Below are 22888 nucleotides of genomic sequence, written 5' to 3' on the forward strand. Positions count from 1 at the left end.
CCCGATGCGCGTAGCCGTTTACCAATGTCCACCGCTGCCACTGGACCCCGCCGCCAACCTGCAGCGCCTGCATCAGGTAGCGATGGAGGCCAAGGGCGCCGACCTGCTGGTGCTGCCGGAGATGTTCATGACCGGCTACAACATCGGCGCCGAAGCGGTGAGCACGCTGGCCGAGGTCTACAACGGTGAATGGGCGCAGCAGATCGGCCGGATTGCCAAGGCTGCGGGTCTGGCGATCGTTTACGGTTATCCGGAGCGCACCGCCGACGGTCAGATCTACAACGCCGTGCAACTGATCGACGCCCATGGCGAGCGCCTGTGCAATTACCGCAAGTCGCATCTGTTCGGCGACCTCGATCGGTCGATGTTCAGCCCCGGTGACTCCGACTTGCCGGTGGTTGAATTGAACGGCTGGAAGCTCGGCTTCCTGATCTGCTACGACCTGGAGTTTCCGGAAAACGCGCGGCGCCTGGCCTTGGCCGGCGCCGAGCTGATCGTGGTGCCTACGGCCAACATGATTCCGTTCGACTTCGTCGCCGATGTCACCGTGCGTGCCCGCGCCTTCGAAAACCAGTGCTACGTGGCTTATGCCAATTACTGCGGACATGAAGGCGATATTCAGTATTGTGGGCAAAGCAGCATTGCCGCACCGGACGGCAGCCGTATCGCCCTGGCAGGCCTGGACGAGGCGTTGATCGTCGGTGAACTGGACCGCCAATTGATGAACGACTCACGTCAGGCCAATCGCTATCTCAGCGATCGCCGCCCGGAGCTTTACGGCGCGCTCAACCGCCGCTAATCCGCTAGCATGGGCACTTCACTGTTCTGGAAGTGCCCATGCCTGCGCTGACTCATCCCCGCCCCCACTCTGAAACCCTGGCCAACGGCCTGCGCGTGACCCTGCGCCACGTGCCCGGTCTCAAGCGCAGCGCTGCGGCGTTGCGCGTGGCGGCCGGCAGCCATGACGTGCCGCCGGCATGGCCGGGGCTGGCGCATTTTCTCGAGCATTTGCTGTTTCTCGGCACCGAGCGTTTTCCCACAGACGAAGGGCTGATGGCCTACGTGCAACGTCACGGCGGGCAGGTGAATGCCAGCACCAGCGAGCGCACCACGGACTTTTTCTTCGAGTTGCCTGTGTCGTCCTTCAGCGCGGGGCTCGAGCGTCTGTCAGACATGCTCGCCCGGCCACGTATGAATCTGGACGATCAACTGCGTGAACGGGAAGTGCTGCAGGCGGAGTTTGTCGCCTGGTCGCAGGATCCGACAGCGCAACAGCAGTTTGCCTTGTATGAAGGTTTACCAGCGGAGCATCCGTTGCGCGGTTTTCATGCGGGCAATCGGGACAGCTTGCAGGTCGAATCGCCTGGGTTTCAGTCGGCGCTGAAAGATTTCCATCAGCGGTTTTATCGAACCGGGCAAATGACCCTCAGTCTGGTCGGGCCGCAAAGTATCGATGAGCTTCGGGAGCTGGCGCAGCAATTCGCAGCGGTGTTGCCGGTTGGGGATAAAGTTGCCCAGGCCGCACCGCCACCGTTGGCAGTGAAAAGTTACCAACAGGTCGGCGCTCACGCGAACCTGTTATTTGCTTTCGACGCGTTGTCCGAGTCATCCGCCGAGGCGATGGCCTTTCTCTGTCATTGGTTGAATAGCGCAAAACCTGGTGGATTGCTCGCATACCTGCATCAACAGAATCTGGCTGACAGCCTGAAAGCCACGCCGCTTTACCAGTTCGCCGGCCAAGCGCTGCTGCATCTTCAATTCCATGCCGACGGCGAGCAGTTGAAAGCCATTCACGAACGGCTGCTGGATTGGCTGAGCTTCTTCGCCCGTCAGGACTGGACGCCGTTGCGCGAGGAATACGCCGCCCTGCTTCAGCGCCAGCAGCAAGTCAGCGGCGCGTTGCAACTGGCACGGCTCGATCTCCAGCAGCAAGCATTCGGCCTGTCCGAATCCGGCGCTACCGCACTTGAGCACATCCTTCGCGAGATCGGCGTTGTGGATAACTTCAGCGATCATTGGCATCTGCCCGCCGCCAATCCTTTCTTGCGCGCCAGTGAACCGCTGGCCAACGCCGGGCTGATTCGCGGCCAGACCAGCGCCCACCGTGGCCTGCGCACGTTCGCCCAGGATCGCTCGCGCAGTCGTCGCGAACGGTCGCCGATGCAATTCAGCCAGGCGCTGCCAGACAACAGCGATGAAGGCGCGATTTACCTGCGCTGGCAGGTCGAGGCGGCGGCCAGCGCAGATCTGCTCTCCAGATTGCAGCGCAGTCTGCGCCAGACACGGCAGGATGCGTCCGAAGCCGGAGTGGACTTGTCTTTCAGCGGCGCAGGTAACCAGTGGCTGCTGAAAATGAGCGGATTACAGGAACCGATGCCCAGCGTCCTCGAGCATGCGCTGAAATGTCTGACGATGATCGACGCCGATTCGCCGCGCGACGCGGTGCAGATACCGTCGATGCCGATCCGCCAACTACTCGAAGCGTTGCCAGAGAAATCCCTGCCCACGATTGAAACCAGCGATGACGCCAATCAGCTGTGGACAACTTTGCGCTGGGACGGCCTCGCTCTAGGCCTTGACCAACAAACCCAATCAGCCTTGGGCCTGGCGCTGAGCCGCATTCCCGGCACACCGGACAACCAGCTAGCGGTGACACCGATCGCCCAAGCCCAGTACCACTGGAGCCAGGTCAACACGGCCTCCAGCGAACACGCCTTGCTACTGATCTGCCCGACTGCCAGCCGCGACATCGCTGATGAAGCTGCATGGCGCCTTCTGGCTCAGCTGTGCCAGACGCCTTTTTACCAGCGCCTGCGCGTCGAATTGCAATTGGGGTACGCCGTGTTCAGCGCGCTGCGTCAATTGCACGGCAGGACCGCGATTGTCTTTGGCGCACAATCGCCGACGACTTCGGCCGCCGAGTTGCTCGAATACATTCAAGAGTTCCTCAAAAACATCCCCGCGTTGATCGAAATGCTCGATGACGCAAGCCTCAAGCAACAGCGCCAAAGCCTCGCCGATCAGTTCGACGACGCCACGCTGTCCACCAAGGATGCTGCCGAGCTGCTGTGGCAGGGCAAACTCGCTGGCCATTCGTCCGATTATCGTGAGCAGTTGGTCGCGGCGATTCAGCAGCTGAATCGCGAGGCTTTACTCGATGCTGCACAGCGTCTGATCAACGCCGAGGGCGGCTGGCACTGCCTGGCCAATGAATCGATGCCGGACGCGCCGTGGCAAGCGACAAACTGATCATTACCGAGGCTGCAAGGAGCTTTCTCAAAGATTCACGGGTCACGGCGTTGAAATTTTGAGTAACATAGCCGCCTAACTAATTGGAACATCACCGCGCTGCCGTGGACTATAACTATGGATAGCGCTATCCCAACCCTCAGAAGGAGACATCTCATGGCCTGGACCAAACCTGCTTACACCGACCTGCGTATCGGCTTCGAAGTCACCATGTACTTCGCCAGCCGCTGAGTTCTGCTTACGCAGAATCGCAGTGCAACGCCTCGGCTCGCCGAGGCGTTTTATTTTCCGCGTTGAAATGATGGAGCGTTCATGTTCGTCCAGATTCTGGGTTCGGCCGCCGGTGGCGGTTTTCCGCAGTGGAACTGCAACTGCGTCAACTGCGCAGGTTTTCGCGACGGCAGCCTGAACGCCAAGGCCCGTACCCAATCGTCCATCGCCATTTCCGATGACGGCGTGAACTGGGTGTTGTGCAATGCCTCGCCGGACATCCGCGCGCAACTGCAAAGCTTCGCCCCGATGCAACCGGGCCGCGCCCTGCGCGACACCGGCATCAGCGCGATCATCCTGATGGACAGCCAGATCGACCACACCACCGGCCTGCTCAGCCTGCGCGAAGGCTGCCCGCATCAGGTCTGGTGCACGGACATGGTTCACGAAGACCTGAGCACCGGTTTTCCCCTGTTCAAGATGCTCACCCACTGGAACGGCGGGCTGGACTGGAACCGTATCGAGCTCGACCAGAGCTTCACCGTAGCGGCCTGCCCTAACCTGCGTTTCACCCCGCTGCCATTGCGCAGCGCCGCGCCGCCGTATTCGCCGCACCGTTTCGATCCGCATCCGGGCGACAACATCGGTTTGATCGTTGAAGACCTCAACACCGGCGGCAAGCTGTTCTACGCGCCAGGGCTGGGCAAGGTCGATGCGCCGCTGCTGGAAATCATGGCGGGCAGCGATTGCCTGCTGGTCGACGGCACGCTGTGGGATGACGATGAAATGCAGCGCCGTGGCGTCGGCACCCGCACCGGTCGCGAGATGGGCCACCTGGCACAGAACGGCCCCGGCGGTATGCTGGAAGTGCTGGAGCAGTTGCCCGAGCAGCGCAAGGTACTTATTCACATCAACAACACCAACCCGATCCTCGACGAGGATTCCCCGGAGCGTGCGGAGCTGGTGCGGCGTAATGTTGAAGTGGCGTTTGATGGCATGAGTATCGTGCTTTAAGCAATCGAGACCGCTGCGCGGTCTATCGCGAGCAGGCTCGCTCCCACATTGGATCTGTGGCGTACACAAAACCTGTGGGAGCTGGCTTGCCAGCGATGACGTCCTGACAGACACCACAGAATCCAACGGTTGTTCCCCGGAGAACCGCAATGACCGACACCCCGCTGTCCCCCACCGAATTTGAAGCGGCCCTGCGCGCCAAGGGCGCCTACTACCACATCTACCACCCGTACCACGTGGCGATGTACGAAGGCCGCGCGACCCGCGAGCAGATTCAGGGCTGGGTCGCCAACCGCTTCTACTATCAGGTGAACATTCCCCTGAAAGACGCGGCGATCCTTGCCAATTGCCCGGATCGGGAAATCCGCCGCGAGTGGATTCAGCGCCTGCTCGATCACGACGGCGCACCCGGTGAAGATGGCGGCATCGAAGCCTGGCTGCGTTTGGGCCAGGCTGTTGGCCTCGACCCGGACCAATTGCGTTCTCAGGAGCTGGTGCTGCCCGGCGTGCGTTTCGCCGTCGATGCCTACGTCAACTTCGCCCGTCGCGCCAGTTGGCAGGAAGCCGCCAGCAGCTCGCTGACCGAGTTGTTCGCGCCGCAGATCCACCAGTCGCGCCTCGACAGCTGGCCGCAGCATTACCCGTGGATCGACCCGGCCGGTTACGAATACTTCCGCACCCGTCTCGGTCAGGCGCGGCGTGACGTCGAGCATGGGCTGGCGATCACCCTTGAGCATTACAAGACCCGCGAAGGCCAGGAGCGCATGCTGGAAATTCTCCAGTTCAAACTGGACATTCTTTGGAGCATGCTCGATGCCATGAGCATGGCCTATGAACTGAACCGTCCGCCGTATCACAGCGTGACCGAACAACGGGTCTGGCATAAAGGAATCATCTTATGAGTTTCGACCGCAGCAAAGTGCCGAGCTGGCGCCCGGGCTATCGCTTCCAGTACGAACCGGCGCAGAAGGGCCATGTGTTGCTGTACCCGGAAGGCATGATCAAGCTCAACGAAACGGCCGCGCTGATCGGCGGCCTGATTGATGGCGAACGCGATGTCGCGGCAATCATTGCCGAACTCGACAAGCAGTTCCCCGGCGTGCCCGAGCTCGGTGACGACGTCGAGCAATTCATGGAGGTTGCCCGTGAGCAACACTGGCTCACCCTTGGCTGATCTGCCGGCCAAACCGCAAGTCGGCCTGCCGCTGTGGCTGCTCGCCGAGCTGACCTACCGCTGCCCGCTGCAATGCCCGTACTGCTCCAATCCGCTGGATTTCGCCGAGCAGGGCAAAGAGCTGACCACCGAGCAATGGATCAAGGTGTTCCGCGAAGCGCGGGAGATGGGCGCGGCGCAATTGGGCTTTTCCGGCGGCGAACCGCTGGTGCGTCAGGACTTGGCCGAACTTATCCGTGAAGCGCGGCAGTTGGGTTTCTACACCAACCTGATCACCTCCGGCATTGGCCTGACCGAGCAGAAAATCAGCGACTTCAAAAAGGCCGGGCTTGATCACATCCAGATCAGTTTTCAGGCCAGCGACGAGCAAGTGAACAACCTGCTCGCGGGCTCGAAAAAGGCCTTTGCACAGAAGCTGGAAATGGCTCGTGCGGTGAAGGCCCACGGCTATCCGATGGTGCTGAACTTCGTCACCCATCGGCACAACATCGACAAGATCGACCGCATTATCGAACTGTGCATTGCGCTGGAGGCTGACTTCGTCGAACTCGCCACTTGCCAGTTCTACGGCTGGGCGCAGCTCAACCGTGTTGGCCTGCTGCCGACCAAGGAGCAACTGGTGCGCGCCGAACGCATCACCAACGAATACCGGGCCAAGCTGGAAGCCGAAGGGCATCCGTGCAAGCTGATTTTCGTCACTCCGGACTATTACGAAGAACGCCCGAAAGCCTGCATGAACGGCTGGGGCAGCATCTTCCTGACCGTCACCCCGGACGGCACCGCCCTGCCCTGCCATGGTGCCCGCCAGATGCCGGTGCAGTTTCCCAACGTGCGCGATCACAGCATGCAGCACATCTGGTATGACTCGTTCGGCTTCAACCGTTTTCGCGGTTACGACTGGATGCCCGAGCCATGCCGCTCTTGCGACGAGAAAGAAAAAGACTTCGGCGGCTGCCGCTGCCAGGCGTTCATGCTCACCGGCGACGCCAGTAATGCCGACCCGGTGTGCAGCAAGTCCGAACATCACGGCGTGATCCTCAAGGCCCGCGAAGAAGCCGAGACCGCCACTCAAACCATCGAACAACTGGCCTTTCGCAATGAACGAAACTCACGCCTCATCGCCAAGGGCTGAGCCTTTCAGCGCCGCCCAAGCCGTCGCCGCCGGAACCGACTTCGCCGAACTGCAGCTCGGCGCCCATGGCGTGTTCTGGAATGAATATCGCCCCGAGGATGCCGCGTGCCGAATCTGGCATTGCCGCGATGGCGTGGCGAAACGTCTGACGCCGGACGGCTTCAGCGTGCGTAGCCGCGTGTACGAATATGGCGGTGGTGCGTTTTGTCTGACGCCTGATGGGGTGGTTTTCGTCAATGAAGCGGATCAGCAGATGTATCAGCAGGCGCTGGATGGCGAGCCGGTCGCGCTGACGTCGACTGACTGCCGCTACGGCGATCTGCAATTCGCCGCTGGCCGGGTGTTGGCGGTCGAAGAGCAGCAGGATCGACATCGCCTGGTGGCGATCGATCTGGCGAGCGGTACGCGACAGGTGCTGGCCGAAGGTGCGGATTTCTATGCGTCGCCAACGCTGAGCCCGGACGGCCGGCGGCTGGCGTGGATCGAGTGGAGCCGACCGCATCAGCCGTGGACCTCGACGCGGTTGATGGTCGCGGACGGTGATTTTTCTGCGCCTCGTTGTATTGCCGGCGAGCAGATCGAGGAGTCGATCCAGCAGCCGCGTTTCGACGCCGACGGCCGGCTCTACTGCCTGACAGATCGTGGCGGCTACTGGCAGCCGTGGGTCGAAACGTCCGATGGCTTGCCCGCGCTACTGAGTGCCGAGGCCGATCACGCGCCGGCGCCGTGGCAGCTTGGCGGCTGCACTTGGCTGCCTGTCGGCGATCATTATTTAGCCAGTTGGACCGAGGCCGGTTTCGGTCGCCTGGCCCTTGGCGATGAAGATTTCAGCGGCGACTACAGCCGCTTCCGCCACCTGGCGATGGATCAACAGTTCATCTATTGCATTGCCGCAACGCCGGTGAGCCCGTCAGCAGTGATTGCCATTGATCGTGTCTCTCATGCAGCGAAAATCCTCGCTGGCGGCGTGGCTCCATTGCCTGCCGAACGCATCAGCCGTCCGCAGACCTTGCGTTATCCGAGCGGCTCCGGCGAGGCACACGGTTTCTTTTATCCGGCCATGAGCGGTGAAGCGAAACCGCCGCTGGTAGTGTTTATCCACGGCGGCCCGACGTCGGCGTGCTATCCGATCCTCGATCCGCGCATCCAGTACTGGACGCAGCGCGGCTTTGCCGTCGCCGACCTCAACTATCGCGGCAGCAGTGGCTATGGTCGCGAATATCGGCAAGCGCTGCATTTGCGCTGGGGCGAGGTGGATGTCGAGGATGCCTGCGCGGTGGTGAGTTATCTCGCTGACCAAGGTTTGATCGATGGCGACCGCGCGTTCATTCGCGGTGGCAGTGCAGGTGGTTACACCACATTGTGCGCACTGGCGTTCAGGCAGGTTTTCCGCGCAGGCGCCAGCCTTTATGGCGTCAGCGATCCGGTCGCGCTGGCACGGGCCACGCACAAGTTCGAGGGCGATTATCTGGACTGGCTGATCGGCGATCCCGAGCGAGATACCGAACGCTATGCCGCCCGCACGCCATTGCTGCACGCCGATAACATTCGCGTGCCGGTGATTTTCTTCCAGGGTGAACTGGACGCGGTGGTCGTGCCGCAACAGACCCGTGACATGGTCGCGGCGCTGGAGCACAACGGCATCCCGGTCGAAGCGCATTACTACCCTGACGAACGCCACGGCTTTCGTCGCGCGGCCAACCAGGCGCATGCGCTGGAGCGGGAGTGGACGTTTTATCGGCGGGTGATGGGGCTGAATGACTGAGCCCTCACTTTGAGACTGCGTCGCTCCAATTGCGGGCAAGCCCGCTCCCACAGGTTATTTGGTGTACACAAAAATTGTGATCCCTCATAACACTGTGGGAGCGGGCTTGCCCGCGATAGCTATTGATCAGACGCCACTGAACTCAACGCTTGGCGATGATATACACCGCATGCACGATCCCCGGAATGTAGCCGCACAACGTCAGCAGAATGTTCAGCCAGAACGCCCCGCCAAACCCGACCTGCAGAAACACGCCCAGTGGCGGCAACAGAATAGCGATGATGATACGAATGAAATCCATGGGGCAGCTCCTGAATGGGGGTTGGCTCACTTGAGCCATACAAGCTAATCGACCTGCGCCGTTCGTCAGGGTTCATTACGCTTGCTATTTGATCGCCAGCATCACAAAAAAATGCCCCACGCCAAAAGAATCAGGCGTGGGGCGTGCGTTATACCGCGAGACGGTTCGGGTAATCGGTTGGGGCACCTCAGCTCAGACGGCAATGCCCTTGCGGCATTGCAATTGGGCGGTGCGCACTCGCGAGAAGGCGCGGCCCAGGCGCAGGAGCATTTCGTCGATGTTGGCTTTGCTGACAGTGAGTGCCGGGGTAAAGCGCAGGCAGTCAGGCTGCGCGGCGTTCAATATCAGGCCTTCGTGCAGTGCGGCATGGACGACGGCGTCGGCGCATTCGTCGGACAGCGTCAGCCCATGGAACAGGCCTTGGCCGCGCAATTCGCCGTGGCCGTAGCGGTACGCCAGTCGTGACAGACCTTCGCGCAGGTGCTGGCCGTTGTCGTTGACCTGCTGAAGGAAGCTGCGGTCATGGATGCTGTCGAGCACTAACAGACCGGCCGCCGTGATCAAGGCGTTGCCGTGATGGGTGCCGCTCAGCTCGCCGATGGCGAAACAGCAAGCCTTGCCTCGCGCCAGCAAGGCCGCTAACGGCAAGCCGCCGCCGAGGCCTTTGCCGAGCACGACGATATCGGCGCGAATCCCGTAGGACTGTTCGGCAAGCAAGCTGCCGCAGCGGCCCATACCGGTCTGCACTTCGTCGAGAATCAGCAGAATGCCCAGGTCACGACACAGTCGTTCGACCCCTTTGAGGTAGTGCTCGGTCGCCGGGATGACCCCGGCATCGCTCTGGATCGGCTCCAGCATGATTGCCACGGTCTGCGCATCAACCGCCGCATGCAGCGCCGGCAGGTCGTTGAATGGCACTCGATCGACCGTCGCCAGACTGCGGGCATGGCAACCCTGCTGCGCCACGATGATCCGCGAAGCGCCGCCGCGATGCAGTTGCCCCCATTTGCGCGCCAGTTTGATCGCCGCCTCACAAGCCTCGCTGCCACTGTTGAGCAGGTATGCCTGATCGCTGGACGTGCTGGCGCACAGACGTTCGGCGAGGCTGAACATGCCGCGATTGTGCAGATTGAAGCCGGGATTGATCAGCGCCTGGGCCTGATTGGCGATGGCTTTGACCAGCGCTGTGGGGCTGTGGCCAAGGCTGTTGGCGCCGCCTGCCTGGGAAAAGTCGAGGTAGGCGCGATCATTGCTGTCCCACAGCCAGGAACCCTGGCCGCGAACGAACACTTGATGCGGCCGCTCGACACTGGGCATCAGGCGTTGGCCATTGAGCTGGTCGGTCATAGCGGATGGCCCCGCCTCGAAGGTCAGGTCATCCAGACTCGGCGTCTGGCGCCGCAAACTGAACAGATTCATGAGCAAAAACCTCGCTTGAGGTTTTTTGAACTGCCTATGTAATCACGAACGAAGCAAATGGAATTCGTCACGCTTTCTGGCCCTTTAAGCCCTGTGAATGCGGTTAGACTAGGCGCGCAAACGGCTTCAGGCCATTTCGATTTTTCAGCCATTTCGATAAGCGCGACTTATGGATTTCAAACAACTGCGTTATTTCGTCGCGGTCTACGAAGAAGGCCATGTCGGCCGTGCGGCTGAGCGCTTGTCGATCTCGCAACCGGCGCTGTCGCAACAGATCCGTCAGCTGGAGCAGAATCTCGACGTCACCCTGTTCGAACGCAGCAGTAAACGCCTGCTGCCGACTCTCGCTGCGCACACGCTGTACAACCACGCGTTGCCGCTGCTCGATGGCTTGCAGCGGGCGCGCGAGGCATTGGGTAACTTCAAGGGGCAGGCGTTGCGCACCCTGGCGATCGGTGTGCTGCAAACGGTGCACACCAGCCTTGTGCCGCAGATGCTCGAGCGTGTGCGCAAGGCGCAGCCGCATCTGGTGGTGCAGATCTATGAACTTACGGGGCTGGAAATCGAGCGGCGTCTGCTCAATGGTTCGCTGGACATCGGCATCAGCTATCTGCCGCCGCGCCAACCCGGTCTGCACGGGGTGTTGCTGTATGAAGACGAACTGACGCTGGTGATCCCGGCAGACCATCCATTGCGCGAGTTCAAGAAAGTGTCGATGCGCCAGGCTGCTGAGCTGCCAATGCTGCTGCTCGGCGAAGAGTTCCAGATCCGGCAGATCTGGCAGGCACAACTGACCAGCCTCGGACGACGCCCGCAGGTGCAGGCCGAGCTGAACAATATGTTGGGGATTCTCGACAGCCTGCCGCACACCCGGCTGGCGACGGTACTGCCGGGACGTTCGCAAAAGGAATACGACGATGAGGATCTGCTGTGGAAACCGCTGAGCGAGCCACGGGTGCCGTTGCAAGTTGGCCTGGTGTGCCGTGATGTGCAACGCCAGCAGGCCTCGTTGGCATTGCTGCGGACATTGGTTGAAGAGGTGATCGATCGCGAAGTGAAGCCGCCCCTCGATCCGCTCGCCTGAAACTTTTTTTCAGGCAAAAGAAAACCCCGCCGAAGCGGGGCTTTGCAGACTGTTTCCCTGACATCCATTTCACTCCGCCACCCTGGCAGAATCCTACGTGTCCTTGTTGTTTACTTTGCGCTTCCTGCGCGACGTCCATGAAATGTAGATTAGCCGTGGATCCAATATACGGATATGGGAGAACAGCAGCACGTCACGTAAGCAAATGCTTACATGATGTCTACAGGATCAAAAATGTGCCGCATCCAGCAGAAACAGCGACTCGCTACCGGCCTTGACCGACGCGCTCAACGAGTGGATACGCGGCAGCAAACGGGCGAAATAGAAACGTGCGGTGCCCAGCTTGCTCGCGTAGAAGTCATCTTGCGCTTCCTTGCCCAGCGAGGCTTTGGCCATCAACGCCCACATGTAGGCGTAAGCGGTGTAGCCGAACGCTTGCAAATATTCGACCGAGGCCGCGCCGATTTCGTTCGGATTGTTTTTCGCCCGGTCCAGCAGCCACGCGGTCAGCTCGTCGAGGGTGTCGACGGCATCGTTCAGCGGCTTGGTGAACTCGCCCAGATCGGCACTGGCGGTTGCGGTGAAATGACGGATCTCGTCAGCGAACAGCTGGTAGAACGCGCCGCCACTGCCAACGATCTTGCGCCCGACCAGGTCCAGCGCCTGGATACCGTTGGTGCCTTCGTAGATCTGGGTGATGCGCACGTCACGCACCAGTTGCTCCTGGCCCCACTCGCGGATGTAACCGTGGCCGCCGAAAATCTGCTGGCCGTGGACGGTGGTCTCCAGCCCCAGGTCGGTCAGGAAGGCTTTCGCTACCGGCGTCAGCAGCGCCACCAGATCTTCTGCGCGCTTGCGGGTGGTCGCATCTTCGCTGAACTTGGCAGTGTCCAGTTGCATCGCCACATACGTGGAGAACGCACGGCCGCCTTCGTTCGAGGCTTTCATGGTCAGCAGCATGCGCCGCACGTCCGGGTGGACGATGATCGGGTCAGCGACTTTGTCTTTGTTCTGCGCACCGGTTGGCGAACGGCTCTGCAGACGATCGCGCGCATACTCGACGGCGTTCTGGTAAGAGCGCTCGCCGGTGGCCAGGCCTTGAATACCAACACCCAGGCGCTCGTAGTTCATCATGGTGAACATCGCCGCGAGGCCTTTGTTCGGCTCGCCGACCAGATAGCCGACGGCTTCGTCGAAGTTCATCACGCAGGTCGCCGACGCCTGGATGCCCATCTTGTGTTCGATCGAACCGCAGTTGGCCGGGTTGCGCGCACCGAGGCTGCCGTCGGCATTGACCATGAACTTCGGCACCAGGAACAGCGAAATGCCTTTTGGACCGGCCGGGGCGTCCGGCAGCTTGGCCAGTACCAGATGAATGATGTTCTCGGTGAGGTCGTGTTCACCGCCAGTGATGAAGATCTTGGTGCCGCTGACCTTGTAGGAACCGTCGGCCTGAGGTTCGGCTTTGGTGCGAATGATCCCCAGGTCGGTGCCGGCGTGCGGCTCGGTCAGGCACATGGAACCGGCCCAGATGCCGGCGTACATGTTCGGCAGGTACGCAGCTTTCAGTTCTTCACTGGCGTGGGCATTGATCGACAGGCAGGCGCCGGCGGTCAGCATCGGATACAGACCGAACGCGAGGCTGGCGGAGTTGACCATTTCCTCGACCTGCGCCGACACGGCTTTGGGCATGCCCATGCCGCCGTAGGCGGGATCACCGCCGACGCCGACCCAGCCGCCTTCGGCATAAGTCTTATAGGCCTGTGGGAAACCGGCCGGCGTGGTGACGGCACCGTCCGCCCAATGACAACCTTCCTCGTCAGCGGCACGGCTCAGTGGCGCGATGCTCTTGCTGGTGACCTTGCCGGCCTCTTCGAGAATCGCTTCAACGGTTTCGGCATCGACGGTCTCGGCCAGCGCCGGCAGTTCGGCCCAGAGTTTGGCGACTTCGAACACTTCATTGAGGACGAAGCGCATATCGCGCAGCGGCGCTTTGTAGTCAGCCATGGCAAACCTCGCAAGATCTAAACAGGTGGTTCGTGGAATGATGTTTTCTGAGCCTGAGTGTACCTCAACAACTTTTGCGACACATAGGGTCAGCCGGTGACTGATTTGTTACTTTTAGTCACCAGAAAAAGATCGCCGCGATCTTTCGATAAGCCCTACAAAGCAAATGCCTCCGCCGGCATATTCATCAAACAATCACTGCCTGCCTCGATCGCTGCCTGATGCGCAGCCGTACGCGGCAACAAGCGCTTGAAGTAGAACTCGCACGTCGCCAGTTTGCCCTTGAGGAAATCAGCCTCACCCTCGCCCGCCTCCAGCTGCGTGTGGGCAACCAACGCCATGCGCAGCCACAGGTAGCCAAGGATGATGTAGCCGCTGTACATCAGGTAATCCACCGATGCGGCGCCGACTTCGTCCGGGTTCTTCATGGCGGCCATGCCGACCTTCATGGTCAGGTCGCCCCACTGCTGATTGAGCCCGTTGAGTTGCCCGACGAAGCTGCCCAGCTGGGGATGGTCGGCGTTCGCTGCGCAGAATTTGTGGACGATTTTGGTGAAGCCGCGGAGCAATTTGCCTTGGCTGCCCAGCACTTTGCGCCCGAGCAAATCCAGCGCCTGAATGCCGTTGGTACCCTCGTAGATCGGCGCAATCCGGCAATCGCGCACCAGTTGCTCCATGCCCCACTCACGAATGAAACCGTGGCCGCCGAACACCTGCATGCCGTGGTTGGTCACTTCCAGCCCGGTGTCGGTCATGAAGGCCTTGCAGATCGGCGTGAGGAACGCCAACAGGTCTTCGGCCTCCTGACGCGCCTCGGCATCGCTGCTCAGGTGCGCGACATCGAGCATCTGCGCGGTGAAATAGGTCAGCGCGCGGTTGCCTTCGTTGAAGGCTTTCATGGTCAGCAACATGCGCCGCACATCGGGGTGAACGATGATCGGATCGGCTGGTTTTTCCGGGGCCTTGGCGCCGGTCAGCGCGCGCATCTGCAGGCGGTCATTGGCGTACTTGATCGCACCCTGAAAACTCGCCTCGCCCAGACACAGCCCTTGCATGCCGGTGCCGAGCCGCGCGTGGTTCATCATGGTGAACATGCAGTTGAGGCCCTTGTTCGGCTCGCCGATCAGGTAACCGGTGGCGGCATCGAAGTTCAGCACGCAGGTGGCTGAAGCCTTGATGCCCATCTTGTGCTCGATCGAGCCACAGGAAACGCCGTTGCGCTCACCCGCTTCGCCTGCTGCATCCGGCAGGAACTTGGGCACGATAAACAGGGAAATGCCCTTGGTTCCGGCCGGTGCATCCGGCAGCTTGGCCAGGACCAGATGGATGATGTTGTCGCTCAGGTCATGCTCGCCGGCGGAAATGAAAATCTTGCTGCCGGTGATCGCGTAGCTGCCGTCGGCCCGGGGCACCGCGCGGGTCTTGATGATGCCCAGATCGGTGCCGCAGTGGGCTTCGGTCAGGCACATGGTGCCGGTCCACTGGCCGGCGGTGAGTTTGCTCAGGTAGGTGTCTTTCTGCTCGGCGGTACCGTGGGCGTGGATCGCCGACATCGCGCCGTGGGTCAGGCCAGGGTACATGCCCCAGGACGTGTTGCTGGAGCCGACCATTTCGCTTATCACCAGCCCCAGCGAGCTCGGCAACCCTTGGCCACCGTAAGCCGGATCAGCCGCCAAACCGTGCCAGCCGCCCTCGACATATTGTGCGAAGGCCTTCTTGAAGCCTGTAGGCGTTGTCACCACGCCGTTGTCGAAATGGCAGCCCTCTTCATCGCCGCTGCGATTGAGCGGGGCCAGCACGTTCTCGCAGAACTTCGCGCCTTCTTCGAGGATCGCGCTGATCATGTCCGGGCTGGCGTCATGCGCGCCGAGACTGGCGTAGTTGGTATGGAAGTCGAAGACGTGATCGATCAGAAAGCGCATGTCGCGCAGGGGAGCTTTGTACTCGGGCATGGTGGCTTCTCCGTCAGCAGATTTGTTCAACCTACTGCTGGTCACCACGCGCGACAATCACTGTGCAGGCGCTGAATGCGCCGTCATCACTCAACCCGCAGCAGTGTCCATGCGCACCGCCCCACGGCGGTTCTGCCCGAATGCCATGACGCAGTTACGCCCGGCGCCCTTGGCGCTGTACAACGCCTGGTCGGCGGACTTGAGCACTTCTTCAGGGGTGCGCTGCTCGACACGTTCGGCGACGCCGATACTCACCGTCACCGACACCGCCGAAGCCCCGGAACCGCTACGGCGCTGGCGACCTTGCTGATCATCCTGCGGGCGGTTTTCCTGGTTGCGTAGCTGAATGCTGTAAGACGCAATCGATTCACGGATCACTTCCAGGTGTGGCATGCACTCCTCAAGGGTTTTGCCTGCAAAGACCAAGGCAAATTCCTCACCGCCGTAGCGATACGCCCTACCGCCACCGCTGATTTTCGACAGCTTGCTGGCGACCAGGCGCAGCACCTGATCACCGACATCATGGCCATGGGTGTCGTTGAATTTCTTGAAGTGATCGACGTCGCTCATCGCCAGCACGTAGTTGCGCCCCAGACGCTGCATGCGTTCGTTGAGCGCGCGACGTCCCGGCAGGCCGGTGAGCTCGTCGCGGAAGGCCATTTGATAGGCCTCATGCGCAACGGCGGCGGCGATCATCAGCATCACCTGGCTGCACATGATGTTCAGGGTGAACGGCAGAATGAAGGTCTTCGGCAGCATCCAGAACACCCCGAGCAAGCCGACCAGTTGCGCCGCGTGCAGCGGACGCGGGTTGCGCCAGTATTGCCAGGCCAGGAGCAGGAAGGCCGAGATGAACACCGGATAGGACAACTGGATCAGACTCATCCACGCGCCGTGCAGCGCCGGCCAGCGGATCTCCGACAACCACAGCAGCAGCGCCTGTGGGTAACTTTGCTCCAGGCCCAGCGCCACGCTGCCAAATGCCAGCAGCACGGCAAAGCGCGCGACCATGTCTTGGAATAGATGCGTACGTTCCTGCCACGCCGCGAACAGCCCGAACAACAACGGCAGCAGCAGGCAGACCAGATGAAACACCACCGCAGCGTCTTCGCGGACCTTGCCGTTGTCGCGGTAGAAATCGGTCTGGGTATCGAGCAGAAAGTAGGCGATGTACACCGTGAGCATCAGAAACAGTTCGCGCTGACGTCGGTACACCGCGCAATACGCGCCACCGAGGAGCAGAACCAATGTCGGCAGGACGTTGAACAGCGATGTGAAGAATACGCTGAGGTCTTTGACGTACGCAGCCGCCAACCCCGCAAGCAATAACAGCAGTGATGGCAGGAAATGGCTGAAACGTACAGCGGAAGAACGCGGCAAGGGTAAGCTCCGACCCGTCATAGCAAAGAGATGGCATTGTGCCTGCAAAGTGCGGCCAAGCCCATACAATGTGATCCAGATCACACACGGTCTCTATAACGGCCGGAAGCTCGACTATCTGAGCGATCCGCAAACAAAAAAACCGCTGCCCCCTAATGGGAGCAGCGGTTTTCCTCAGACTGCGCTAAGGCTTAGTAGCCCAGCGCGAAGTCTTCTTCTTTCATGTCCATCAGGTTGCCAGCACCCGAAAGCATAGTGGCCACGTGCGTACGGGTACGCGGCAGGATGCGCTGGAAGTAGAAGCGCGCGGTTTGCAGCTTGGCGGTGTAGAACGCCTCGTCGCTGGTACCGGCGGCCAGTTTTTCCGCAGCCAGACGTGCCATGTCCGCCCAGAAGTAGGCCAGGCAGGCATAACCGGAGTACATCAGGTAGTCCACGGAGGCCGCGCCGACTTCTTCGCGATCTTTCATGGCAGCCATACCGACCTTCATGGTCAGCTCGCCCCATTCCTTGTTCAGTGCAGCCAGCGGCGCGACGAATTCCTGGACGGCTTCGTTGCCCTCGTTGGTCTGGCAGAACTTGTGGACGATCTTGGTGAAGCCTTTCAGAGCTTCGCCTTGAGTCATCAGCACTTTACGGCCGAGCAGGTCCAGAGCCTGAATGCCGGTGGTGCCTTCGTACAGCATCGAAATGCGGCTGTCGCGAACGTTCTGCTCCATGCCCCACTCGGCGATGAAGCCGTGGCCGCCGTAGATCTGCACGCCGTGGTTGGCGGCTTCAAAACCGACTTCGGTCATGAACGCTTTGGCGATCGGGGTCATGAATGCCAGCAGTGCGTCGGCCTTCTTCTTCTCTTCTTCATCGACGCCGTACTTGACGATGTCGACCTGCTTCGCAGTGAAGTAGACCATCGCGCGGTTGCCTTCGGCGAACGCCTTCATGGTCAACAGCATGCGGCGCACGTCCGGGTGGACGATGATCGGGTCAGCGGCCTTGTCCGGCGCTTTCGGGCCAGTCAGCGAGCGCATTTGCAGGCGATCACGAGCGTATTTCAGACCGCCCTGGAAGCCGATTTCGGCGTGAGCCAGACCTTGCAGTGCGGTACCGAGACGGGCGGTGTTCATAAAGGTGAACATGCAGTTCAGACCTTTGTTCGCCGGGCCGATCAGGTAACCGGTGGCGCCGTCGAAGTTCATCACGCAGGTCGCGTTGCCGTGGATGCCCATCTTGTGTTCCAGCGAACCGCAGCTCACTGCGTTGCGCGCGCCAATGGTGCCATCGGCGTTTGGCAGGAACTTTGGAACGATGAACAGCGAGATACCTTTGGTGCCAGCCGGAGCATCCGGCAGGCGGGCCAGTACGATGTGGACGATGTTGTCGGCCATGTCGTGTTCACCGGCCGAGATGAAGATCTTGGTGCCGGAAACTTTGTAGGAACCGTCGGCCTGAGGTTCGGCCTTGGTACGCAGCATGCCCAGATCGGTGCCGCAGTGCGGTTCGGTCAGGCACATGGTGCCGGTCCATTCGCCGGAGACCAGTTTGGTCAGATAGGCTTCCTGCTGCTCAGGGGTGCCGTGCTCGGAGATGGTGTTCATCGCACCGTGCGACAGGCCTGGGTACATGCCCCACGACCAGTTGGCTTCGCCGACCATTTCGCTCACCGCCAGGCCCAGCGACTCAGGCAGGCCCTGACCACCATGCTCAACGTCGTGGGCCAGGCTTGGCCAGCCGCCTTCGACGAATTGCTTGTACGCCTCTTTGAAGCCAGTCGGGGTTTTCACGCCGGACTCGCTCCAGGTGCAGCCTTCGATGTCGCCCACGCGGTTCAGCGGCGCCAGTACCTGCTCACAAAACTTGGCGCCTTCCTCGAGGATGGCGTCAACCATGTCCGGCGTTGCGTCTGCGCACGCTGGCAGGCTCTGATAGTGCGCTTCGTAGCCGAGCAGCTCGTCACGAACGAAGCGAATATCACGCAAGGGGGCCTTGTAGTCAGGCATAGCGATAAACCTCTGCTGATGTAACCGGGAATGAACGACCGTGTTGAGTTGTTGTGACGGTCAAACAGTTGTTTGAAACATACGTTTACGCCGAAATCTTGTCAAGCATCGTTCTTTTGCCGTTCGTCATCACGTTCTCCAAATGCCGGAAACTGGAAATCGCCGCGACTTCACATAAGCCACGGGCGTTGTAAAAAGATTAGTTGAGCAAGAAGGACTTAAACGAAAAACGCCGCGACAGGGCGCGGCGTTTCGGGGTCTACAACAAATTCGATCAGGCAAAGGTATCGATGATCGTCCCGAGCACTTCGTCGGACGCCTTGGCCACCTTCACACCCAGCTCTGCCTGGATTTTGCCCTGCGACAGCTCGACGATATTGCTCGCCAGATCCGATTCTTGTGCGCGATCCACGCCGCGAAGGCGATTGACCTGCACTTCGGACGACTGGCTGGTCACCGAACGTTCGATGGTGTTGTTGGCGATCTGGCTGGCCGCCTGATCGACGCGGTTCTGCCCGGACTGAATCGAGCTCAGCCCCGCATAAAAAGCTGTGTTGCCGGAGATTTCCATAGTCACTCTCATCCCTGCAAAGGATCAATGCTCGCCATTGAAGCAGACGCGCCAGCAAAACACCCGTCAAAAACACTAATGGCACAGTGCCTGTTCATAGCGAGAAACTTAATCGAGCAAATCCAGTTGCAGATGCTCGGCGACCGCTTCGGCGCTCAACGCCTTGAGTTTCGGCACCCGCCCCAGGCACGGCGCGGGAATGCGCTCGGCCAGGGTCGCAAGGTTTTCCTCCAGCCGCGAAGTTTTCGGATCGATAATATTAGCCACCCACCCCGCCAATTGCAGACCGTCGCGGGCAATCGCCTCGGCGGTCAGCAACGCATGACTGATGCACCCAAGCCTCACGCCCACCACCAGAATCACCGGCAGCTTCAGCGCAATCGCCAGGTCCGAGAGATTGTCCTGATCCGCCAACGGCACCCGCCAGCCGCCCGCGCCTTCGATCAGGGTGAAATCGGCGTTCATCGCCAGAATCCCGCGCATCGGCGCCAGCAGCGATTGCACTGTCAGCGCCACACCTGCTTCGCGCGCCGCCAGATGCGGAGCGATCGCTGGCTCGAACGCCACCGGGTTGACCTGTTGATAAGTCAGCGGCAACGAACATTCGGCCAGCAGCGCCAAGGCATCGGAATTACGCAAGCCTTTGGGCGTGACGTCGCACCCGGAAGCCACCGGTTTGCCCGCCGCCGTGCTCAAGCCTGCCGACCGCGCCGCATGGAGCAATCCGGCAGCAACGGTGGTCTTGCCGACATCGGTGTCGGTACCGGTGATGAAATAGGCTGCGCTCATAGAGGTTTCTCCAACACGGCGTACACCACCTGATACGTTGCCGGCAGCCCCGACGCCTGACGGAACCGCTCATACGCGTCGATCAGCCCGAGAATCCGCGCCCGTCCTGTCAAACCGCCCGGCCGCCCGGGATTCAGATTATGCGCGCCCAGCGCCTTCAGCTCGTGAGTCAGGCTGCGCACATCCGGGTAATGCAACACGTGCGGCTGATTCTCCAGCGCCAAAATGCGCATGCCACTGCCGGCACATAACTGTTCATAGCGGGCGAACTCGCGGAAGCGATTGACGTGCACCAACCCGTCGACCTGCTGCCAACTCTCACGCAACTCGAACAGCGTTCCTGTACATAGACTAGCAAAGGCAAAAATCCCGCCCGGTTTCAGCACGCGCAAGGCTTCGCCGAGCACCGCCTCGAAGTCGGCGCACCACTGCACCGCGAGACTGGAGAAAATCAGATCGACGCTCGCATCCTGCAACGGCAGCCGTTCGGCATCGCCAGCAATGAAATGCTCAGCGCCACCCAACGGCCGTGCGTGATTGAGCATGCCCTCGGCGATGTCCAGCGCGACACCGCTGCCCTGGGTGAAACGCGAGGCCAGCGCCCGGGTGAAATAGCCGGTGCCGCAACCGAGATCAAGCCACCGCGACGGCATGAAACTCCCAGGCAAACGCTCAAGCAACTGCGTGCCGACATCACGCTGAAACTCGGCGACGCTGTCGTAACTGGCCGCAGCGCGAGAAAACGACGCCGCCACCTGGCGCTTGTCGGGCAAGCCCCCAGGCAGCACAAGGGACAGGTCAGTCATCAGCGCACTCATGTAGAAAAGCCTGGATCGCGCCCGCGACTCCGTGCGGGTCTTCCAGCAGAAAAGCATGGCTGGCCTGTTCGATCAGACCAATTTCGATATCCGGCAATAGCGCGAACAATGCGCCGGCCGCTTCCGCCGGGACCAGAGCGTCCTGACTGCCGAACAGATGAAACTGCGGGCCGCGAAACCCCAGCAACGCTTGGCGTGTGTCCAGTTGCGCAAGGAGCTCCAGACCCGCCATCAGCGCAGTCGGCGCGGCTGCCGGTGCACCACCGAGCAGCAAGCGCGACAAGCCACGCGGGTCTGGTGAACCTTGCGCGCATAACAGCGCGAAGCGCTTGAGCGTGGTACGCGGATCGGCCTGGCAACCGGCAAGAAACGCATCGAACGTCTCGCCAGGCATCGCGCTCGGCCACTGTTCATGGGCGACAAACGCAGGGTTGCTCGCCAGCGTGAGCAGCCCGCAGCACGCCTCACCGCGTCGTGCCGCCAACTCAGACGCGAGCATGCCGCCCAGCGACCAGCCACCAAGCCAGACTTCCTGTGGAATGCGCGCATCGAGTTCGTCGAGCCAGTCTTCAAGGTCAGCGGAGTCCAGCTCCGGCAACGGTTCGATCTCGACTTGCAGATGTTCGTCGAGGCCACGCAATGCTGCGGCCAGCGGTTCCAGCGGCGACACGCCGAGGCCCCAGCCGGGCAGCAGGATCAAACGATTACGCATGGCCTGGCTCCAACGACAATCGGGCGAAACAATCTGCCAATCCTTCCAGCAACTGTTGCACTTGAGCTTCGCTGTGCGCGGCGGTCAGCGTGACGCGCAGTCGCGCGCTGCCGGCCGGCACGGTCGGTGGGCGAATCGCAGTGACCATCAGCCCGCGCTCGCGCAGCATCTGCGACAACCGCACGGCGCGGCCGGCATCGCCGATCATGATCGGCTGGATCGGCGTGAAGCTGTCCATCAGCTCCAGCCCGATCTGCTCGGCGCCGTGGCGGAACTGGCGAATCAGCGTTTGCAAGTGTTCACGGCGCCAGTGTTCGCTGCGCAACAGCTCAAGGCTTTTCAGCGTCGCGCAGGCCAGCGCCGGCGGTTGGCTGGTGGTGTAGATGTACGGGCGGGCGAACTGGATCAGGCTCTCGATCAACTCTTCGCTGCCAGCGACAAAGGCCCCGGCGGTGCCGAAGGCTTTTCCTAGGGTGCCGACCAGCACCGGCACGTCGTCCTGGCTCAGGCCGAAATGCTCGACGATGCCGCCACCGTTGGCGCCCAACGGGCCGAAGCCGTGGGCATCGTCGACCATCAGCCACGCGCCTTTGGCCTTGGCCGCGCGGGCCAGCGCCGGCAGGTCGGCGATGTCACCGTCCATACTGAATACGCCATCGGTCACCACCAGTGTGTTGCCAGTGGCTTTCTCCAGGCGCTTGCTCAGGCTTTCGGCGTCGTTGTGCAGATAGCGGTTGAAACGCGCGCCGGACAACAGGCCCGCGTCCAGCAACGAGGCGTGATTGAGCCGGTCTTCGAGCACCGTATCGCCCTGCCCGACCAGCGCGGTGACCGCGCCGAGGTTGGCCATGTAGCCGGTGGTGAACAGCAGCGCACGTGGGCGTCCGGTCAGTTCGGCGAGTGCTTCTTCCAGCACGTGATGCGGGCTGCTGTGGCCGATCACCAGATGCGACGCGCCACCGCCGACACCCCAGCGCTCGGCACCGGCGCGCCAGGCTTCGATCACCTGCGGATGGTTGGCCAGGCCCAGATAGTCGTTGTTGCAGAAAGCGAGCAGCGGTTGGCCGTCGACCACGACTTGCGGGCCTTGCGGCGATTCGAGCAGTGGGCGCTGCCGGTAGAGGTTGTCGGCACGGCGGGCAGCAAGGCGTGCGGCGAGATCGAATGACATGCAGGCCTCGATTTTCAAATGACACAGATCCCCTGTGGGAGCGAGCCTGCTCGCGAATGGGCGTCACCTCCAACAGGGATGTTGGCGGCCAAACCGCTTTCGCGAGCAGGCTCGCTCCCACAGGGGTTTTGCATTTCTTCAGG

Annotated in this window: 20 protein-coding genes; 9 read left to right on the top strand and 11 right to left on the bottom strand. The window is 61.2% G+C overall.

Annotated elements, in window-relative coordinates:
• Positions 1-4 precede the first annotated feature (4 nt).
• The 8 genes from OC605_RS05550 to OC605_RS05585 all read left to right on the top strand — a co-directional run bounded on the left by OC605_RS05550 (position 5) and on the right by OC605_RS05585 (position 8544).
• The gene (locus OC605_RS05550; protein ID WP_016772877.1) at positions 5-799 is read left to right on the top strand and encodes a carbon-nitrogen hydrolase family protein; all 795 of its coding nucleotides are present in this window, start codon (positions 5-7) and stop codon (positions 797-799) included.
• Between the two features lie 38 nt (positions 800-837).
• Complete coding sequence (pqqF, locus tag OC605_RS05555) at positions 838-3249, top strand: pyrroloquinoline quinone biosynthesis protein PqqF (protein WP_262136457.1); 2412 nt, start codon at positions 838-840, stop codon at positions 3247-3249.
• 156 nt (positions 3250-3405) lie between these two features.
• Entirely contained in the window at positions 3406-3480 is a 75-nt protein-coding gene (gene pqqA / locus OC605_RS05560) for a pyrroloquinoline quinone precursor peptide PqqA (protein ID WP_003444522.1), read from the top strand.
• 81 nt (positions 3481-3561) lie between these two features.
• Positions 3562-4473 carry a pyrroloquinoline quinone biosynthesis protein PqqB gene (pqqB, locus tag OC605_RS05565; RefSeq protein ID WP_073476540.1) on the top strand — a complete coding sequence of 304 codons (912 nt, stop codon included), beginning with the start codon at positions 3562-3564 and terminating at the stop codon, positions 4471-4473.
• Positions 4474-4622: 149 nt separating this feature from the next.
• The gene (pqqC, locus tag OC605_RS05570; protein WP_024014556.1) at positions 4623-5375 is read left to right on the top strand and encodes a pyrroloquinoline-quinone synthase PqqC; all 753 of its coding nucleotides are present in this window, start codon (positions 4623-4625) and stop codon (positions 5373-5375) included.
• Entirely contained in the window at positions 5372-5647 is a 276-nt protein-coding gene (gene pqqD / locus OC605_RS05575; RefSeq protein WP_016772874.1) for a pyrroloquinoline quinone biosynthesis peptide chaperone PqqD, read from the top strand. The genes pqqC and pqqD overlap by 4 nt, the downstream gene beginning before the upstream one ends.
• Entirely contained in the window at positions 5619-6779 is a 1161-nt protein-coding gene (gene pqqE, locus OC605_RS05580; RefSeq protein ID WP_262136458.1) for a pyrroloquinoline quinone biosynthesis protein PqqE, read from the top strand. Before pqqD ends, pqqE begins: the two co-directional genes overlap by 29 nt.
• A complete protein-coding gene (locus OC605_RS05585) occupies positions 6745-8544 on the top strand; it encodes a S9 family peptidase (RefSeq protein WP_262136459.1) in 1800 nt (599 codons plus the stop codon). The genes pqqE and OC605_RS05585 overlap by 35 nt, the downstream gene beginning before the upstream one ends.
• Positions 8545-8686: 142 nt before the next feature.
• Here the strand turns inward: OC605_RS05585 and OC605_RS05590 are convergent, their stop codons facing one another.
• On the bottom strand, positions 8687-8845 hold the full coding sequence (locus OC605_RS05590; RefSeq protein WP_003228885.1) for a YqaE/Pmp3 family membrane protein: 159 nt from the start codon (positions 8843-8845) through the stop codon (positions 8687-8689).
• 192 nt (positions 8846-9037) lie between these two features.
• On the bottom strand, positions 9038-10264 hold the full coding sequence (locus OC605_RS05595; RefSeq protein WP_262136460.1) for an aspartate aminotransferase family protein: 1227 nt from the start codon (positions 10262-10264) through the stop codon (positions 9038-9040).
• Positions 10265-10433: 169 nt separating this feature from the next.
• Between OC605_RS05595 and OC605_RS05600 the strand changes: the two genes are divergently transcribed.
• Positions 10434-11348 carry a LysR family transcriptional regulator gene (locus OC605_RS05600; protein ID WP_262136461.1) on the top strand — a complete coding sequence of 305 codons (915 nt, stop codon included), beginning with the start codon at positions 10434-10436 and terminating at the stop codon, positions 11346-11348.
• Between the two features lie 228 nt (positions 11349-11576).
• On the opposite strand, the gene OC605_RS05605 is transcribed toward OC605_RS05600, so the two are convergent.
• The 9 genes from OC605_RS05605 to bioF form a co-directional block, all read right to left on the bottom strand.
• The gene (locus OC605_RS05605; RefSeq protein WP_262136462.1) at positions 11577-13355 is read right to left on the bottom strand and encodes an acyl-CoA dehydrogenase C-terminal domain-containing protein; all 1779 of its coding nucleotides are present in this window, start codon (positions 13353-13355) and stop codon (positions 11577-11579) included.
• Positions 13356-13510: 155 nt separating this feature from the next.
• The gene (locus OC605_RS05610; protein WP_262136463.1) at positions 13511-15307 is read right to left on the bottom strand and encodes an acyl-CoA dehydrogenase C-terminal domain-containing protein; all 1797 of its coding nucleotides are present in this window, start codon (positions 15305-15307) and stop codon (positions 13511-13513) included.
• Between the two features lie 90 nt (positions 15308-15397).
• Positions 15398-16687: a GGDEF domain-containing protein gene (locus OC605_RS05615; RefSeq protein WP_041476719.1), complete on the bottom strand. Its 1290-nt coding sequence runs from the start codon at positions 16685-16687 to the stop codon at positions 15398-15400.
• Positions 16688-16878: 191 nt separating this feature from the next.
• The gene (locus OC605_RS05620) at positions 16879-18684 is read right to left on the bottom strand and encodes a phenylacyl-CoA dehydrogenase (protein WP_024014564.1); all 1806 of its coding nucleotides are present in this window, start codon (positions 18682-18684) and stop codon (positions 16879-16881) included.
• A 274-nt stretch (positions 18685-18958) separates the two neighbouring features.
• A complete protein-coding gene (locus tag OC605_RS05625; RefSeq protein ID WP_016772865.1) occupies positions 18959-19255 on the bottom strand; it encodes a hypothetical protein in 297 nt (98 codons plus the stop codon).
• A 108-nt stretch (positions 19256-19363) separates the two neighbouring features.
• On the bottom strand, positions 19364-20044 hold the full coding sequence (gene bioD, locus OC605_RS05630; RefSeq protein WP_016772864.1) for a dethiobiotin synthase: 681 nt from the start codon (positions 20042-20044) through the stop codon (positions 19364-19366).
• Positions 20041-20850, bottom strand: coding sequence for a malonyl-ACP O-methyltransferase BioC (gene bioC, locus OC605_RS05635; RefSeq protein WP_122692419.1), 810 nt, complete (start codon positions 20848-20850; stop codon positions 20041-20043). Before bioC ends, bioD begins: the two co-directional genes overlap by 4 nt.
• Positions 20843-21574, bottom strand: coding sequence for an alpha/beta fold hydrolase (locus OC605_RS05640; RefSeq protein ID WP_262136464.1), 732 nt, complete (start codon positions 21572-21574; stop codon positions 20843-20845). The genes bioC and OC605_RS05640 overlap by 8 nt, the downstream gene beginning before the upstream one ends.
• Positions 21567-22745 (bottom strand): 8-amino-7-oxononanoate synthase, encoded by a 1179-nt coding sequence (gene bioF / locus OC605_RS05645; protein WP_262136465.1) that lies wholly within the window; start codon positions 22743-22745, stop codon positions 21567-21569. The genes OC605_RS05640 and bioF overlap by 8 nt, the downstream gene beginning before the upstream one ends.
• Positions 22746-22888: the final 143 nt, after the last annotated feature.

Origin of the sequence: Pseudomonas sp. Marseille-Q5117 (assembly GCF_946901175.1) — a bacterium.
Classification (GTDB): Bacteria; Pseudomonadota; Gammaproteobacteria; order Pseudomonadales; family Pseudomonadaceae; genus Aquipseudomonas; species Aquipseudomonas iranensis.